Raw genomic sequence first — 15,375 nt, forward strand, 5'->3', positions numbered from 1 at the left:
TTTGTTTTTCATATAGAAAACAGTATATTTAATTTATAAGTGGAGATTAATTCTTACTAAGAGTTAATTCATCATTTGAGTCAGAAATCTATTTTTTTTATGTTATTAAAAAATATATTTACAGAATCTGGATTCGAGTCTGAAGCTGAGTTTATTCCCTTAATGAGTCAAGACGAAGAAGATCAGTTACTTAAAGACGATATCCCTGAACAACTATGTATCTTAACAGTAAAAAATATGGTTTTGTATTCTGGAATCGTTTTTCCAATTATAGCAGGAAAAAGTGGATCCATCCAATTGTTACAAGATGCTTATGGATTAGATAAAACAGTTGGAGTATTAACACAAAAAAATTCTGGAATAGAAAACCTTAGTGAAAAAGATTTGTATTCTATTGGAACAGTTGCTAAAATATTGAAATTATTGAAAATGCCTGATGGAAATACCACCGTTATTTTGCAGGGAAAAAGAAGATTTAAAGTCAATCGTTTTATTCAAAATGATCCATATTTTAAAGCAGAAATTATAGCGTTAGAAGAAAATAAACCTTCCTGTAAGGATAAAGAATACCTTGCTTTAGTAGAATCTATAAAGGAAATAGCTATAAAAATTATTCAAGATAACCCTAATATTCCATCAGAAGCAAGCATTGCTATTCGTAATATAGAAAGTCCTTCTTTTTTAATAAATTTTGTAGCAGCTAATATGAATTTAGCTACTAGAGATAAGCAAAAATTGTTAGAATACGATGATTTGAAAAAAAGAGCAATGGAAACATTGCGTTTTCTAAACGTAGAACATCAACAAATTAAATTAAAAAACGATATTCAATCCCGTGTTCGTAGTGATATGGATCAGCAACAAAGAGAATATTTTTTGCATCAGCAGATTAAAGCCATACAAGAAGAACTAGGAGATATATCTTATGAAAAAGAAATAGATGAAATGAGAGCTAAAGCTTCCAGAAAAAAATGGCCAAAGGAAGCAAAAAAACAGTTTGATAGGGAATTGCTAAAAATGCAAAGAACTAATCCTCAAATGCCAGAATATACGGTACAAAGAAATTATCTGGAATTAATGATTGATCTTCCTTGGGGAAGATACTCAAAAGATAGTTTTGATTTAGAATATGCACAAAAAATATTAGACAGAGATCACTATGGACTGGAAAAAGTAAAAGAACGTATTATAGAGTATTTAGCTGTATTAAAATTAAGGGGAGATATGCGTTCTCCTATTTTATGTTTTTACGGTCCACCTGGAGTCGGTAAAACTTCTTTGGGGAGATCTATAGCTACTGCATTGAAAAGAAAATACGTTCGTATTTCTTTGGGAGGATTGCATGATGAATCAGAAATCAGGGGACACAGAAGGACTTATATAGGAGCCATGCCTGGTCGGCTATTACAATCTATTCGAAAAGTAGGAACTTCAAATCCCGTTTTTGTTATAGACGAAATAGATAAAATGGGGATAGGGACAAATGGTGATCCTTCTTCTGCCATGTTAGAAGTTTTAGATCCGGAACAAAATACCTCATTTTACGATAATTTTTTAGAAATGGGTTACGATTTATCAAAAGTATTATTTATTGCTACAGCAAATTCTCTTTCCCATATTCAACCAGCTCTAATAGATAGAATGGAAGTTATAGAAATGAATGGATATACTGTAGAAGAAAAAACGCAAATTGTAAAAAAACACATATTACCTAAACAATTGAAGGAAAATGGGTTAAAAAAATCAGATTTAGTACTTGGGACGAAACAAATAGAAAAAGTAATTGAAAGTTATACAAGAGAATCTGGATTGAGAACTTTGGAAAAACATATTGCTAAATTAGCACGTTATGTCGCTAAACATATCGCCATGAACAAAAAATATGTAAAGCATTTGAGTATTGAAAAAATAGAAAACATTCTTGGAATTCCAAATGATCCAGATCGTTATGAAGAAAATAATGTTCCAGGTGTGGTAACTGGTTTAGCTTGGACTCATTTTGGGGGAGATATTTTATATATTGAATCTAGTTTATCTAAAGGGAAAGGACATTTAAGTATTACTGGTAATTTAGGTGAGGTTATGAAAGAATCTGCAACAATTGCTTTGCAATATATTAAAGCTCATTATAAAGAATTTAACATAGACCCTATAATGTTTGAAGAAAAAAATGTCCATGTTCATGTTCCTGAAGGAGCAGTTCCTAAAGATGGCCCATCTGCAGGAATAACAATGTTAACATCTCTAGTATCAAGTTTTACTAAAAGAAAGTTAAGGCCTCATCTAGCTATGACAGGAGAAATAACTCTAAGAGGTAAAGTTCTTCCTGTTGGTGGAATTAAAGAAAAAATTCTAGCAGCTAAACGTGCTAATATTAAAGAAATTATTCTTTCACAGGATAATAAAAAAGATGTAGAGGAAATTAAACCCGAACACTTAAAAGGATTAACCTTTGATTATGTTAGAAATATGAATGATGTGATTCATTTATCTTTGTTGTAAATTATGATGCATGAATTAAAAAATAAGAGCACCCCAGTTCATAGAGAATACTTAATTCAACTCGCAAAAAAATATGGAACTCCACTTTACGTATACGATTCTTGCAAAATAAAGAAACAATATATAAAGATGAAAAATGCTTTTAGTGGTATAAAAAATTTAATCATTAATTATGCCTGTAAAGCTAATACTAATCTGAATATATTAAAATTTTTGCAAAAATTGGGAAGTGGATTAGACACCGTGTCTATTCAAGAAGTAGAACTAGGATTAAAAGCAGGTTTTCATCCTAAAAGAATTATATTCACACCTAATTGTGTTTCTATTCAAGAAATAAAAAAGGCTGTTGGTTTCGGAGTTAGAATAAATCTAGATAATTTGTCCATTTTAGAACAATTTGGAGAATATTACCCTGATTATGCAATAGGAATCAGAATTAATCCGCATATTATGGCGGGAGGAAATTATAAAATTTCAGTAGGACATATTGATTCTAAATTTGGTATTTCTTATTATCAAATTCCTCATATGAAAAGAATATTAAAAAATACAGGACTTAAAATAGAAGGATTTCATATGCATACAGGATCTGATATATCAAATGTGAAAGCCTTTTTAGCAGGAGCTAAAGTATTATTTCAAACAGCTATTGATTTTCCCAATCTTGATTATATTGATTTTGGAAGTGGTTTTAAAGTTCCATACACAAAAAATGATATAAAAACGGATCTTAATTATTTAAGTTACTATATTACAGAAAAATTTGAAGATTTTTGTAAAACTTATGGAAGTAAAATTACTTTAATATTTGAACCAGGTAAATTTATAGTTAGTGAATCTGGATATTTTTTAGTTAGTGTAAATGTCATTAAACATACTACTTCTACTGTATTTGCTGGAGTGGATTCAGGATTTAATCATTTTCTTCGTCCTATGTTTTATGATGCTTATCACTGTATTGAAAATATTTCGAATCCCAATGGTCGTTTTCGTTTTTACACAGTGGTGGGATATATTTGCGAATCGGATACCTTTGGGTTTAATAGAAAAGTTAAAGAAATCCGTGAAGGAGATATTTTATGCATTAAAAATGCGGGAGCTTACTGTTTTTCTATGTCTTCTAATTATAATTCTCGTTATAGACCTTCTGAAGTTATGATTTTTAAGGGAAAAGATTTTCTTATAAGAAAAAGAGAAACGATGCAAGATCTTCTTAGAAACATAGTGGACATACACATGTAATTTGGAGAGATGGCAGAGTGGTTAATTGCGGCGGTCTTGAAAACCGTTGAGGGTGATACCTCCGGGGGTTCGAATCCCTCTCTCTCCGCCATGACTTGCCCCCTGATTACGGTTAGTTAGTTAATTAGAATGACTATATTTTTTCAGTTTTTTCATTTGTTTTTCAATACTTTTGTTGCTTATTTTTTTAAATAAAAATGTAGTCTTACCTAACACATGTCCTGGACATAAAATTTCTTTTATGTTTTTTATTTTATTCCAAAAAAAAGTTTTCAAACGAAGCATGTCTAACAATTTTTTTGCCGTATATGGAAGAAAAGGTTCTGATAATTGAGCTAACATACCAACAATTTGCAGCGATACATAAAGTATGGTATTGACACGTTTTTCTTTTTTTTTATTCCAAGGTTCTTCTTCTGTTAAATATTTGTTTCCTAGTCTAGCTAAATCCATAAAACATGCTAAAGATTCTCGAAATTGATAGGATTCAATTAAGTTTCCTATATGTTCTGGATAATCTTTAATTTTTGTTAAAATATTTTTATCCTTTATAGACAACATTTCAGGATGAGGAACCATGCCTTTATTGTACTTTTGTATTAAAGTTAGACTTCTATTGACAAAATTTCCTAATATAGCAACCAATTCAGTATTATTTTTCCTTTGAAAATTCTTCCAATTAAAATTATTATCTTTTTTTTCAGGCATATTATCTATGAGAATATAACGAAGGGGATCCTGTTGATTTGGAAAATCTTTTAAATATTCATGCCCCCATACTGCCCAATTTTTAGAAGTAGATATTTTTTTATTTTCCAAATGAAGAAATTCATTAGCTAATATTTGATCTGGAAGGATATACCCACTATTACATGCTTTAAGTATAACTGGAAAAATAATGCAGTGAAAAACAATATTATCTTTTCCTATAAACTGAATTAATTTTGTATTTTCATCTTTCCAATAAGGTTTCCAATCTATTTTTTTTTGTTTAGCCCATTCTATAGTAGCAGAAATATATCCTATAGGGGCTTCAAACCATACATACAGAACTTTTCCTTTATACTGGGGAACAGGAACTCCCCAATTTAAATCTCTTGTTATAGCACGAGGTTTTAATCCTTGATCTAACCAAGATTTTGCTTGTCCATATACATTAACTTTCCAATCTTTTTTATGATTAATTAAAATCCATTTTTCCAAGAATTTTTGATATTGATTTAAAGGAAAGTACCAATGTTTAGTTTTTTTCAAAACTGGAAAGCTTCCACTTATAGTCGATTTGGGATATATTAAATCTTCAGGGATTAACGCCCTTCCACAATTTTCGCATTGATCTCCATAAGCTTCTTCATTTTTGCAATGAGGACATGTCCCTGATATATACCGATCTGCTAAAAATTGTTTAGCTTTTTTATCATAATATTGTTCAGATTCTTTTTCAAAAATTTTTTTTTTTTCATTAAGTTTTTTAAAAAAAGAAGTAGAAATTTCGTGATGAATTTTTGTAGAGGTCCTGGAATAGTTATCAAACTGTATCCCAAAATTATTAAAACAATCTTTAATCATATAATGATACTTATTCACTATTTTTTGAGGAGTTTTTTTTTCTTTTTTAGCTTGCATAGCAATAGGGACTCCATGTTCATCCGATCCACATATAAAAATAACATCTATTTTATTTCGTCTAAGATAACGAACAAAAACATCTGCAGGAAAATAAACTCCTGCCAAATGTCCTATATGAATTGGTCCATTTGCATAAGGTAAAGCAGCAGTAACTGTATATTTATTTGATTTTTTCATAATAGTTAGTTATAAAATATAAAAAATTGATATATGAATAATAATAATAAAAAATTATTTTTAATTGACGCATATCCTCTTATTTATCAAAGTTATTATGCTTATATACATAATCCCCTTTTCACTTCTAAAGGGCTCAATACCTCTCCTATCATAAATTTCACATATTTTTTAATGAACACATTAAATAATGAAAAGCCATCCTATATGGCAACTATTTTTGATACCAGTGAAGGAACTTCTTTTAGAAAAAAAGAATATGACAAGTATAAAGCGCATAGAAAAAAAACACCGGAAGCTATTTGCATAGCTATTCCTTATATTATAAAAATTTTAAAAACCTTTAAAATTTCTTTTTTTTATGCTCCCAACGGATATGAGGCCGATGATTTTATCGGAACAATAGCTAAAAAAGCGGAAAATAAAGGATATATTATTTATATAATCACTTTAGATAAAGATTTTTTTCAACTGATAACGGAAAATATTAAAGTTTATATTCCACCTTTTAAAGGAAATACAAAAAAAATTTTAGGAATAGAAGAAATTAAAAGAAAATTTGGAGTGAATCATCCAAAACAAGTTATAGATTTATGGAGTATGATGGGAGATTATTCTGATAATATACCAGGATTACCAGGTATTGGAATAAAAAATGCTATCAGATTTATTCAAAAATATGGAAGTATTGAAAAATTATTAAATTCAACTCATGATCTTAACGGAAAAATTAAAAAAAATATTGAAAAAAATAAATATTTAGGTCTTTTATCAAAAAAATTAATTACTATCGTTACTAATATTCCCTTTTTTTCTTTTCATGAAGAAAAATTTTATGTTAAAAAACCAAATTGGGATTCCATAAAAAAAATATTTGGGGAACTTGAATTTATAAGATTGTTAAAAAAAGCTCATGAATATTATATATTTAAAACAATTAAAACGAAAGAATAATTTTACTTTTTTATAAAAAATTGATATTTATTTATATAAACCCAAACTTCTGCATGAAGCAGTGGTTTCATATTTTTTCCTTTTTGAATTGATTTTCGAATAAAAGAAGAAGATATTTCAATAATTGGAGCTTTCAAAAAAATTATGTTATCTTTTTTATATTCAGGATAAGAAAAAGATCCAATTCTGGGATAAACTAAAATATCATATTTATTTAAAATAATTTTATAATTTTTCCATTTTCTAAAAGAAAAAAATGAATCTTTTCCCAAAAGAATATAAAATCGATTCCTAGGATATTTTTTTTCTATCTTGTGAAGAGTATGAATTGTATAAGAAGGAAAATATCCACATTCAATATCCACAACACTCATTTTTTCATAATCAAAAATAGCTCTTCGAACCATTTCGATTCTATGTTCATAATCTAAAAGATTCTTTTTTTTTTAATGGATTTTGTGGAGAAACCACAAACCAAACATAATCTATATCTAAAAATTCTGTTATATGATTAGCAATAATTGTATGTCCTAAATGAATAGGATTAAATGATCCAAAATAAAGTCCGATTTTCATACTATAATATAACTTACACTATCAATAAAATAAAAATACCGAGCCTACATATTGTATCTCGATATTTTTTATGATTACTTTTTTAAATCATTTTTACACGATAACTTAATCCTAAAATGATAAAATGATTATTATTATTTTCTTTTTTCATTTGATCTAAACTGTAATTTACTCTTTGGTTTTGATACGAAAGATGAAAACTAAGATCATCATTTTTTATGATAGGAAGAAATTCTACACCTCCATAATAAGTATATGTTTTTTGAAACAATTGATTCTCTCCCAAAATATCATTGATTCCTTCTTTAGAGGTTCCTATTTCATATACTCCTTTAGCAATCAAATTCCATTTTGGAATAAAGTTGTATTTTAATTTTACTAAATAAGTTCCATATTTTACAGAGGCAATATGGGAATAATCATTATTCAATGATCGTAAAATTTTTGTTACTTCCCCATTTTTTTCTATGTCTTCATCACTAAATATATAGTCTGCTTCTATAGAAAAAGGTTTCCAATTTAATTTGCTACCTAAAGCTAATAATTTCCAAAATTTTTTCTTCTCATTTTCTTGAAAAATAGAATAGGACCATCTGTTTTGAATGATTTTTTTATTATTATTTAATAAACTCCAATTCCAATTCACAGAATATCCCATAGGATGATTCACTTCATGATTTTTTATTTGAACCACATTTACTTCTTTATTTTTTATACCATTGATAATTTGAAATTGGAATTCATGATCTTTTATCGGAAGATAAATAAAACTGAATCCAACAGAATTCTCCTTATTCTTGTATACATGCGGATAACGGTATGCGTGTTCATAGAAATTATTAGCATATTCCATACTTCCAAAAGAAAAAGGTTGTTTTCCAACCAAAAAATAAAGTTTATCGTTCCACTTATATTTTAAATAAGCTAAATCAATCATTTCAAAATTTTCTGTTTTTTTAAACTGTTTTGTAAAACGATAACTGATTTTATCAGTGGCCTTTCCTATCACTTCCAAATTTAAATAGTCTTCAGAAAAACGAGAACCTTCAGAAAATTCTTTTTTTACTGTAGAATTAATACTACTAGAGAAATCTAAAAACATGTTAAAATGAGAATTTTCATCTGTTGTGTTTTTTTGTTTTATAATTTCTGAAAAACTATGAGAAGGATAAAGAAATCCTAAAAAAATAATAAGAAAAATAATTTTTGTTTTTTTTATTTTCATTTTTTTAATTTTATTTTGATTATTCAATCATAATATAATAAATTTTCCAGTATAAAAAACTTTTTTTACACAAAAACAAATAGTTTTAAAAAATATTAAATTTTTTTTTCATAACAATAAAAAAATAAAAAAAAAGAAATGAAAAGAAATGAAAAGAAAACTGTTAAAATCATTTTTGGATTTTTTTTATTAGGAAGTGGTATTTTTTTATTTTTAAGTTTTTTTTCTTTTCTTTATCATTGGAAAAATGATCAAAGTCAACTCGAAAAACTTTTCGATAAAGAAATCATAGCAGAAAATTTACTTGGAAAAATAGGAGCGATCGTATCTCACTATTTTATTCACTGTGGAATAGGAATTAGTTCTTTTTTTATTCCTATATTATTTTTTTTCACAGGGTTAAAAATTATTCTTAATAAAAAACTATTAAATAATTTTTACAAATCAACAATATATAAATTGTTGTTCTTTAGCATATGGCTTCCCATATTTTTTTATGTCATTGTTCCTAATCAAGGAATATTCAGTGGAATTTTTGGATTTGAAATAGGAAACTACTTAATTCATTTAATTGGAAAAGTAGGATTATATATACTTATTTTTACGAGTATCATTTTTTATTTAATTATCATTTTTCGTATCAGGACTCTAACCATAAAAAATGTCATGAAAAAAAAAATACAAAATATTAATAAAAAAATAGATGTAAAATTAAATTTTTTAAATACAAAAATTATCAATAAACCAGAAATGGATACTTCTTTCAGTCAAGATAAAAACATTCTTCATTCTATTCTTTATAAAAAAAAGGAAGACTTTTCATCTATTGATTTGAAAATCGATTTGGAATCGAATAAAAAAAAAATCACTCAAATCCTAAACTATTATAATATAGAAATAAGTGAAATAAAAGCGAGTATAGGACCTACTATAACTTTGTATGAAATATATCCTAAAATTGGAACACGTATTTCTAAAATAAAAAACTTAAAAAATGAGATTGCTTTAAATTTATCTGCTATATCCATAAGAATTATAGCTCCTATACCTGGAAAAGGATCCATTGGGATTGAGATCCCCAATTATAAACGGTATACCGTTTATATGCAAGACATTTTATTTTCAGAAGAAAGTAACAAAAAAAGTCATAAAATGGAACTTCCCATTTCTTTAGGAAAAACTGTATTTAATGAGATTTTTATTGTAGATTTAGCGAAAATGCCTCATTTACTTATAGCAGGATCAACAGGACAAGGAAAATCCGTAGGGTTAAATATAATGATTGTTTTTCTATTATATAAAAAAAATCCGAAAGATATCAAGTTTATTTTGATTGATCCAAAAAAAGTAGAATTATCAATATATAAAAAGATTTCAAAATCTTATTTTGCGATACTTCCGAATTCTATAGAACCTATCATTACAGATTTACATGAAGTAAAAAATATATTAAATTCTTTATGTAAAGAAATGGATCAAAGATATGCTATTTTAGAAAAATATAAGGTTAGAAATATTAAGGAATATAATAATGTAAAATACAATAAACATCATTTGCCTTATATCATATTAATTATTGATGAATTTGCCGATTTAAATATGAATAACCAAAAACAAATAGAAACATATATAACCCGGTTAGCACAGCTTGCTCGTGCTGTAGGCATTCATTTGATTATAGCGACACAACGTCCATCTGTAGATGTAATTACGGGATTAATTAAATCCAATTTTACTGCAAGAATTGCGTTTAAAGTAAGTTCTAAAATAGATTCTAGAACTATATTAGATTGTACAGGTGCTGAACAATTAGTAGGAAAAGGGGATATGCTATTTTCAAATAGAAATGAATTGATACGATTACAATGTCCATTTATGGAATTATCAGATATTAAGAAAATTGTTGATTTTTATGAAAATAAAAAAAATGAGTACTTTTTTTTGCCAGAACCGGATATGTAAATAAGTAAGTTTTAATTAAAATTTATCATGATAATAAAAAAACTTGATTTATACATGATTCGTTTATTTATCGCTCCTTTTTTAATTATTTATTCTACAATATTTATTATTTTTATGATCCAATTTTTTTGGAGTCAAATAGATGAACTAACAGATAAAAATATTAGTCTTTTTATAATATTAAAATTTATATTTTACTTTGGTATGTCTATTCTACCATTAGTAACTCCTATTGCTCTATTATTCACTTCTATTATAATGTTTGGTGATTTTTCAGAAAATCAAGAATTGATCGCTATAAAATCTTCTGGAATATCTCTTTTTCGTGTCATGATTCCTATTTTAGGGATAACCTTTGTTTTATCCATTGGATTGTATTTATTTTCAGATTTTGCTATTCCAAAAGTAAAAATGAAAGCTAAAAAATTAGGATATCAAATATCATTAACTCATCCATTTTTAAGATTAAAAGAAGGAATTTTCGTAAACCTTCTCCCAAATTTTTTCATAAAAGTTGATAGAAAATCAATAAATAGTAATTATTTACATAATATATTTATTTTTTTTTATGATAAAAATTCACTTGTCAATACTATTCTTTCTCGAAAAGGAGTTTTAATTTCAAATAAAGAGGATGGATCTATCCAATTGAAACTAATCAATGGAGTTTTATATAGTGAAAATGAAACCAAAAAAGAACAATATTCTTATCAAATTGTAGAATTTGATACTTTAATTCAAAATTTTAAAACTATTTCAGAATTAAAAATAAAAAACTTAGATGACTATGATTTTTATCAAACCCTAAATACAAAAAATCTTCTTAAAAAGATTAACTTTTTAAAAAAATATAAAAATACCAATACCTACGAAAATAAAATATACTTAGCCAAGCTGAAATTAGAATTGCAAAAAAAATTTACATTTCCAGTAACATGCATTATAATGTTTCTTACTGGAGCACCATTAGGTGCTATTATTAGAAAAGGAGGAATAGGTTATCCTACTATGATAGCAATGATTATATTCATCATTTATTATACTTTACTAACTATCACTCAAAATAAAGTAGAAAAAGCTGAAATATCTCCATGTATAGGAGCTTGGATCCCAAATTTTATTTTTTTTCCAGTAAGTATATGGATGACTTATAAAACTGTAATGGATGATTTTTATATATAATTAAAATAAAATAGATATGCTTTTTGATTCAAATCAAAATTTTAATAGGATTGAAGAGGCCATACAGGATATACAAAATGGAAAAATTATTATTGTGGTTGATGATAAAAATCGTGAAAATGAAGGAGATTTCATAGTCGCTGCTGAAAAAATAACTCCTAAAATTGTAAATTTTTTCATTACTCATGGAAGAGGATTAGTTTGTGTTTCCTTAACAGAAGAAAAATGTGATCAATTAGAACTTCAAATGATGGTAAAAAATAACACAGATCCTAGGAAGACGGCCTTCACCGTATCCGTAGATTTGCGAGGTTATGGGGTTAGCACTGGTATTTCTGTTTCAGATAGAGCCAAAACTATTTTCGCCCTAGTTAATGAAGTTAAACCAGGAGTATTTAACAAACCAGGACATATATTCCCTCTACGTGCAAAAAAAGGAGGTGTATTAGAAAGACCTGGACATACAGAAGCTGCTATTGACATAACTCAAATAGCAGGATGCACTCCTGGAGGCGTCTTGGTAGAAATACTAAACAAAAATGGATCTATGGCTCGTTTACCCCAATTGATTCAAATAGCTAAAAAATTTCATATGAAAATTATATCCATAGAAGATCTTATTAAATATAAGATAAAATGCGGTCTGGACGGGATTTGAACCCGCGACCCCATGCGTGACAGGCATGTATTCTAACCAACTGAACTACCAGACCAAAAATTATGAAATAACTAAAGCATCTAATTTTTTTCTTATATCTTCTTTAGAAAGAATCCCAATATGGATATCTTTTTTTTCTCCATTTTTAAAAAAAATCATAGTAGGAATACTACGTATCCCATGTTTATCAGAAGTTTTTGGATTGTTATCCACATTCAACTTAAAAATTGATACTTTTGTATGAAATTCAGAAAATACTTCTTCTAGTAAAACAGATAAAGCTCTACATGGAGCACACCATGGAGCCCAAAAATCTACTAGAACAGGTTTTTCTGATTCAGAAATCAACTTTTCAAAATTGTCATCGTTTATTTCTTGTAACATACTTTTTCCATTTTTTTATAAAAAATATAACAAACAAATTTACCTTTTTTGTTTCAAATTCAAAAGTTAAAATCTTTCAACAAACAGATATAAATATCTATTCCTTCCATGATTTCTGAAATAAAAACATATTCATTAGGCGTATGAGAACGTACACTATCTCCTACTCCAATTTTAATAGTAGAAAAAGGCATTATGCTTTGATCTGAAAGAGTAGGAGATCCATAAATCTTTCTTCCTACCAATTTAGCTCTTAAAACAATAGGATGCATAGGATTTATAAAAGATGAATTTAAATGAGAAGAACGTGGATTCATTTTAGAATGAATTTTTTTTCGTATCATTTCAATCAATTCCTCATTTTTATATAATTCATTAGTTCTGATATCTATGACAAAAGAACAAATATCAGGAATGACATTATGTTGTATTCCTCCTTGTATTTGAGTTACATTTAAAGTAGTAGAACCTAGTAAATCCGATTTTCTATAAAAATAAAAGTTTCTCAAGCGTTCTATATCTCTTGTGGCTATATAAATAGCGTTGATTCCTGTATTTCTCGCAGAGTGTCCTGTTTTTCCTTCAGCTATACAATCTAATACTATTAGTCCTTTTTCAGCAATAGCTACTTGCATTTGTGTTGGTTCTCCCACAATTCCTAAGTCTATAGATCCCAATTCATGTAAAATTGATCTTACACCTGAAGAGCCAGATATTTCTTCTTCTGCAGTAATAGAAAGTATTAATTTATAAGGTAATTCCGATAATTTACTTAAATATATAAAAGTAGATATCAATGAAACGACAGAAGCTCCAGCATCATTACTACCTAATCCAATTAGTTTATCTTCTTGTTTGATCGCCGTAAAAGGATCTGTTATCCAATTACTTCCTGGTTTTACCGTATCATGATGAGAATTTAATAATATAGTTTGTATATTTTCTTGTTTAGGATAATTATTGTTTTCAGTCCATATATTGTTAAATTTTCTTTTTACATGAAATCCATACTGATGAAGATAATCCTCTATTAGGAAAGAAACCTTATTTTCTTGTTCAGATATAGAAGGCGTATTGATGATCTGTATCAGAAGTTGTATCGCTTCTTCTTTTAAAACTTGTAAATCGACTACAGACATAGCATAGTCTTATTAACATCATTTAAATGGTTAGGGTGTCCTATACTTACCTTAGATACTCCATTTTTTAATGCAAAAAAAGCATTTTCCAATTTAGGAATCATACCATTTGTTATGGTATGATTTTGTTTCATTTTTTGAAATAAATGAAAATTTATTTTTTTTAAATAAGACTCCGAATCTTGCAGATCTCGTAAAACCCCTTTTTTTTCAAAACAAAAATGTAACTCTACTTCAACTTCACAATCTTTTTCCTTGTCCTTAGATAAGGACATAGCAAGATAAGCAGCTATTGTATCTGCATTTGTATTGAGTAAATTTCCGATTCCATTATGTGTAATAGAACATAATACAGGAATGATATTATTTTTTAATAAAAATTTTATTAAATGTGTATTAATACTTTTTACATTAATATCTCCCACATATCCATAATCAATATTTGTCATTTTACGTAAATATGATTTAATACAATTTCCATCTGCTCCACACAAACCTAATGCATTACAATGATAAGATTGTAATCTCGCCACAATATTTTTATTAATTATTCCTGCATAAGTCATAACAACTATATCCAAAGTTTCTTTATTTGTTATTCTTCTACCCTGTACCATTTTTGGGAAAATCCCCATTTTCTTTGAAAGAAAATCTGCTTTTCTTCCTCCTCCATGAATCAATATTTTATATCCTTTTAGTTGACAAAAAGCTTCCAAAGAATCATGAAGAGACTTACAATCATTAATTAAATGACCTCCAATTTTTACTATATGGATTTTCATGATAAAGATTGTAACATTTTTAAAAAAATTATTTGCGAAGCGTAAATTCTGTTTTTTGCTTGTTCTAATACAATGGAATATTTGCTATCTAAAACCGCATCTTCCACTACTACATTTCTCCTTACAGGCAAACAATGCATAAATTTAGCTTGATTGGTTAGTTTCATTTTATTTTCAGTAATCATCCAATCTGAATTTTGACAAAGAATTTTTCCATAATCTAAGTAACTACTCCAATTTTTAGCATAAATAAAATCTGCATTTATAAATGCTTCATTTTGATTATGTGTCGTATAAATTCCATTAGAAAATTTTTTATGTAAATTATATTTTTCTGGACACGTAATGATAAAATTTATATGTTCTATTTTGGATATCCATTGAGAAAAAGAATTTGCGACGGAATGAGGCAATGATTTTACATGAGGAGCCCAACTTAATACAACTTTACATCTATTTTTGAAAATAGATGTAAATTCTGCAATAGTCATAACATCAGCTAAAGATTGTAAAGGATGCAAAGTTGCACTTTCCATGTTAATTACTGGAACTCTGGAATAATTTAATATTTTATTAAAAATAATTTCTTTATAATCATAATCTGGATCTACCAGGTTCGGGAAAGTTCTTACTGCAAGAATATCACAATACATACTCATCACAGAAATTGCTTCTTTAAGATGTTCTTGTGTAAGATTCATGACATTTCCATCATTCATTTCAATCGTCCAAGAATCCTTCTGAACATCTAATATCCAAGTATTACATCCTAAGTTAAAAGCCGCTTTTTGACAACTAATTCTTGTACGTAAACTAGGATTAAAAAAAACTAATCCAATTGTTTTATTCTTTCCAATATGTTGAAAATCATATGGATGTTTTTTCAAAAGAAGAGCATCTTTAATGAGATCATGTACATTAATAACATCTTCTACACTAAAAAATTTTTTCATAAATTTATTT

12 protein-coding genes, 2 tRNA genes and 1 pseudogene are annotated in these 15,375 nt (G+C 27.3%); 7 read left to right on the top strand and 8 right to left on the bottom strand.

What is annotated here, in order from left to right; all coding sequences use genetic code 11:
- The first annotated feature begins 99 nt into the window (after window positions 1-99).
- The 3 genes from lon (at window position 100) to H0H73_RS01550 (ending at window position 3,835) form a co-directional block, all read left to right on the top strand.
- Window positions 100-2,502 carry an endopeptidase La gene (gene lon, locus H0H73_RS01540; RefSeq protein ID WP_185851896.1) on the top strand — a complete coding sequence of 801 codons (2,403 nt, stop codon included), beginning with the start codon at window positions 100-102 and terminating at the stop codon, window positions 2,500-2,502.
- Between the two features lie 3 nt (window positions 2,503-2,505).
- The gene (lysA, locus tag H0H73_RS01545) at window positions 2,506-3,744 is read left to right on the top strand and encodes a diaminopimelate decarboxylase (protein ID WP_394798675.1); all 1,239 of its coding nucleotides are present in this window, start codon (window positions 2,506-2,508) and stop codon (window positions 3,742-3,744) included.
- Window positions 3,745-3,747: 3 nt separating this feature from the next.
- Window positions 3,748-3,835, top strand: a tRNA-Ser gene (locus tag H0H73_RS01550).
- Window positions 3,836-3,864: 29 nt separating this feature from the next.
- On the opposite strand, the gene metG is transcribed toward H0H73_RS01550, so the two are convergent.
- Window positions 3,865-5,550, bottom strand: a complete 1,686-nt coding sequence (gene metG, locus H0H73_RS01555; protein ID WP_185851897.1) for a methionine--tRNA ligase — start codon at window positions 5,548-5,550, stop codon at window positions 3,865-3,867.
- 33 nt (window positions 5,551-5,583) lie between these two features.
- Between metG and H0H73_RS01560 the strand changes: the two genes are divergently transcribed.
- The gene (locus H0H73_RS01560; protein WP_185851898.1) at window positions 5,584-6,504 is read left to right on the top strand and encodes a 5'-3' exonuclease; all 921 of its coding nucleotides are present in this window, start codon (window positions 5,584-5,586) and stop codon (window positions 6,502-6,504) included.
- Between the two features lie 2 nt (window positions 6,505-6,506).
- Here the strand turns inward: H0H73_RS01560 and nadD are convergent.
- Window positions 6,507-7,080: pseudogene (gene nadD / locus H0H73_RS01565) on the bottom strand (nicotinate (nicotinamide) nucleotide adenylyltransferase).
- Window positions 7,081-7,162: 82 nt separating this feature from the next.
- Complete coding sequence (locus H0H73_RS01570; RefSeq protein ID WP_238784344.1) at window positions 7,163-8,305, bottom strand: porin; 1,143 nt, start codon at window positions 8,303-8,305, stop codon at window positions 7,163-7,165.
- Between the two features lie 138 nt (window positions 8,306-8,443).
- Between H0H73_RS01570 and H0H73_RS01575 the strand changes: the two genes are divergently transcribed.
- Genes H0H73_RS01575 through ribB form a run of 3 tightly spaced genes read left to right on the top strand, consistent with a single transcriptional unit; the run spans window position 8,444 to window position 12,107 of the window.
- Window positions 8,444-10,267 (top strand): DNA translocase FtsK 4TM domain-containing protein, encoded by a 1,824-nt coding sequence (locus tag H0H73_RS01575; protein ID WP_185851899.1) that lies wholly within the window; start codon window positions 8,444-8,446, stop codon window positions 10,265-10,267.
- Window positions 10,268-10,294: 27 nt separating this feature from the next.
- The gene (locus tag H0H73_RS01580; RefSeq protein WP_185851900.1) at window positions 10,295-11,449 is read left to right on the top strand and encodes an LptF/LptG family permease; all 1,155 of its coding nucleotides are present in this window, start codon (window positions 10,295-10,297) and stop codon (window positions 11,447-11,449) included.
- Between the two features lie 16 nt (window positions 11,450-11,465).
- A complete protein-coding gene (ribB, locus tag H0H73_RS01585) occupies window positions 11,466-12,107 on the top strand; it encodes a 3,4-dihydroxy-2-butanone-4-phosphate synthase (RefSeq protein WP_185851901.1) in 642 nt (213 codons plus the stop codon).
- Here the strand turns inward: ribB and H0H73_RS01590 are convergent.
- The 5 genes from H0H73_RS01590 to H0H73_RS01610 form a co-directional block, all read right to left on the bottom strand.
- Window positions 12,089-12,162 (bottom strand) — tRNA-Asp (locus tag H0H73_RS01590). The genes ribB and H0H73_RS01590 overlap by 19 nt on opposite strands.
- A 5-nt stretch (window positions 12,163-12,167) precedes the next feature.
- Window positions 12,168-12,491 (bottom strand): thioredoxin, encoded by a 324-nt coding sequence (gene trxA, locus H0H73_RS01595; protein WP_185851902.1) that lies wholly within the window; start codon window positions 12,489-12,491, stop codon window positions 12,168-12,170.
- A gap of 59 nt (window positions 12,492-12,550) precedes the next feature.
- Entirely contained in the window at window positions 12,551-13,630 is a 1,080-nt protein-coding gene (locus H0H73_RS01600; protein WP_185851903.1) for a M20 family metallo-hydrolase, read from the bottom strand.
- On the bottom strand, window positions 13,621-14,412 hold the full coding sequence (gene argB / locus H0H73_RS01605; protein WP_185851904.1) for an acetylglutamate kinase: 792 nt from the start codon (window positions 14,410-14,412) through the stop codon (window positions 13,621-13,623). The genes H0H73_RS01600 and argB overlap by 10 nt, the downstream gene beginning before the upstream one ends.
- Window positions 14,409-15,365, bottom strand: a complete 957-nt coding sequence (locus H0H73_RS01610) for a Rossmann-fold NAD(P)-binding domain-containing protein (RefSeq protein ID WP_185851905.1) — start codon at window positions 15,363-15,365, stop codon at window positions 14,409-14,411. The genes argB and H0H73_RS01610 overlap by 4 nt, the downstream gene beginning before the upstream one ends.
- Window positions 15,366-15,375 lie beyond the last annotated feature (10 nt).

It is taken from the genome of Blattabacterium cuenoti (assembly GCF_014251335.1).
GTDB lineage: Bacteria > Bacteroidota > Bacteroidia > Flavobacteriales > Blattabacteriaceae > Blattabacterium > Blattabacterium cuenoti_G.

What these genes read in the sequence shown, in the direction of transcription:
- lon (WP_185851896.1), top strand. Translation starts at nt 100, where the DNA reads ATGTTATTAAAAAATATATTTACAGAATCTGGATTCGAGTCTGAAGCT.
- lysA (WP_394798675.1), top strand. Translation starts at nt 2,506, where the DNA reads ATGATGCATGAATTAAAAAATAAGAGCACCCCAGTTCATAGAGAATAC.
- metG (WP_185851897.1), bottom strand. Translation starts at nt 5,550, where the DNA reads ATGAAAAAATCAAATAAATATACAGTTACTGCTGCTTTACCTTATGCA.
- H0H73_RS01560 (WP_185851898.1), top strand. Translation starts at nt 5,584, where the DNA reads ATGAATAATAATAATAAAAAATTATTTTTAATTGACGCATATCCTCTT.
- H0H73_RS01570 (WP_238784344.1), bottom strand. Translation starts at nt 8,305, where the DNA reads ATGAAAATAAAAAAAACAAAAATTATTTTTCTTATTATTTTTTTAGGA.
- H0H73_RS01575 (WP_185851899.1), top strand. Translation starts at nt 8,444, where the DNA reads ATGAAAAGAAATGAAAAGAAAACTGTTAAAATCATTTTTGGATTTTTT.
- H0H73_RS01580 (WP_185851900.1), top strand. Translation starts at nt 10,295, where the DNA reads ATGATAATAAAAAAACTTGATTTATACATGATTCGTTTATTTATCGCT.
- ribB (WP_185851901.1), top strand. Translation starts at nt 11,466, where the DNA reads ATGCTTTTTGATTCAAATCAAAATTTTAATAGGATTGAAGAGGCCATA.
- trxA (WP_185851902.1), bottom strand. Translation starts at nt 12,491, where the DNA reads ATGTTACAAGAAATAAACGATGACAATTTTGAAAAGTTGATTTCTGAA.
- H0H73_RS01600 (WP_185851903.1), bottom strand. Translation starts at nt 13,630, where the DNA reads ATGTCTGTAGTCGATTTACAAGTTTTAAAAGAAGAAGCGATACAACTT.
- argB (WP_185851904.1), bottom strand. Translation starts at nt 14,412, where the DNA reads ATGAAAATCCATATAGTAAAAATTGGAGGTCATTTAATTAATGATTGT.
- H0H73_RS01610 (WP_185851905.1), bottom strand. Translation starts at nt 15,365, where the DNA reads ATGAAAAAATTTTTTAGTGTAGAAGATGTTATTAATGTACATGATCTC.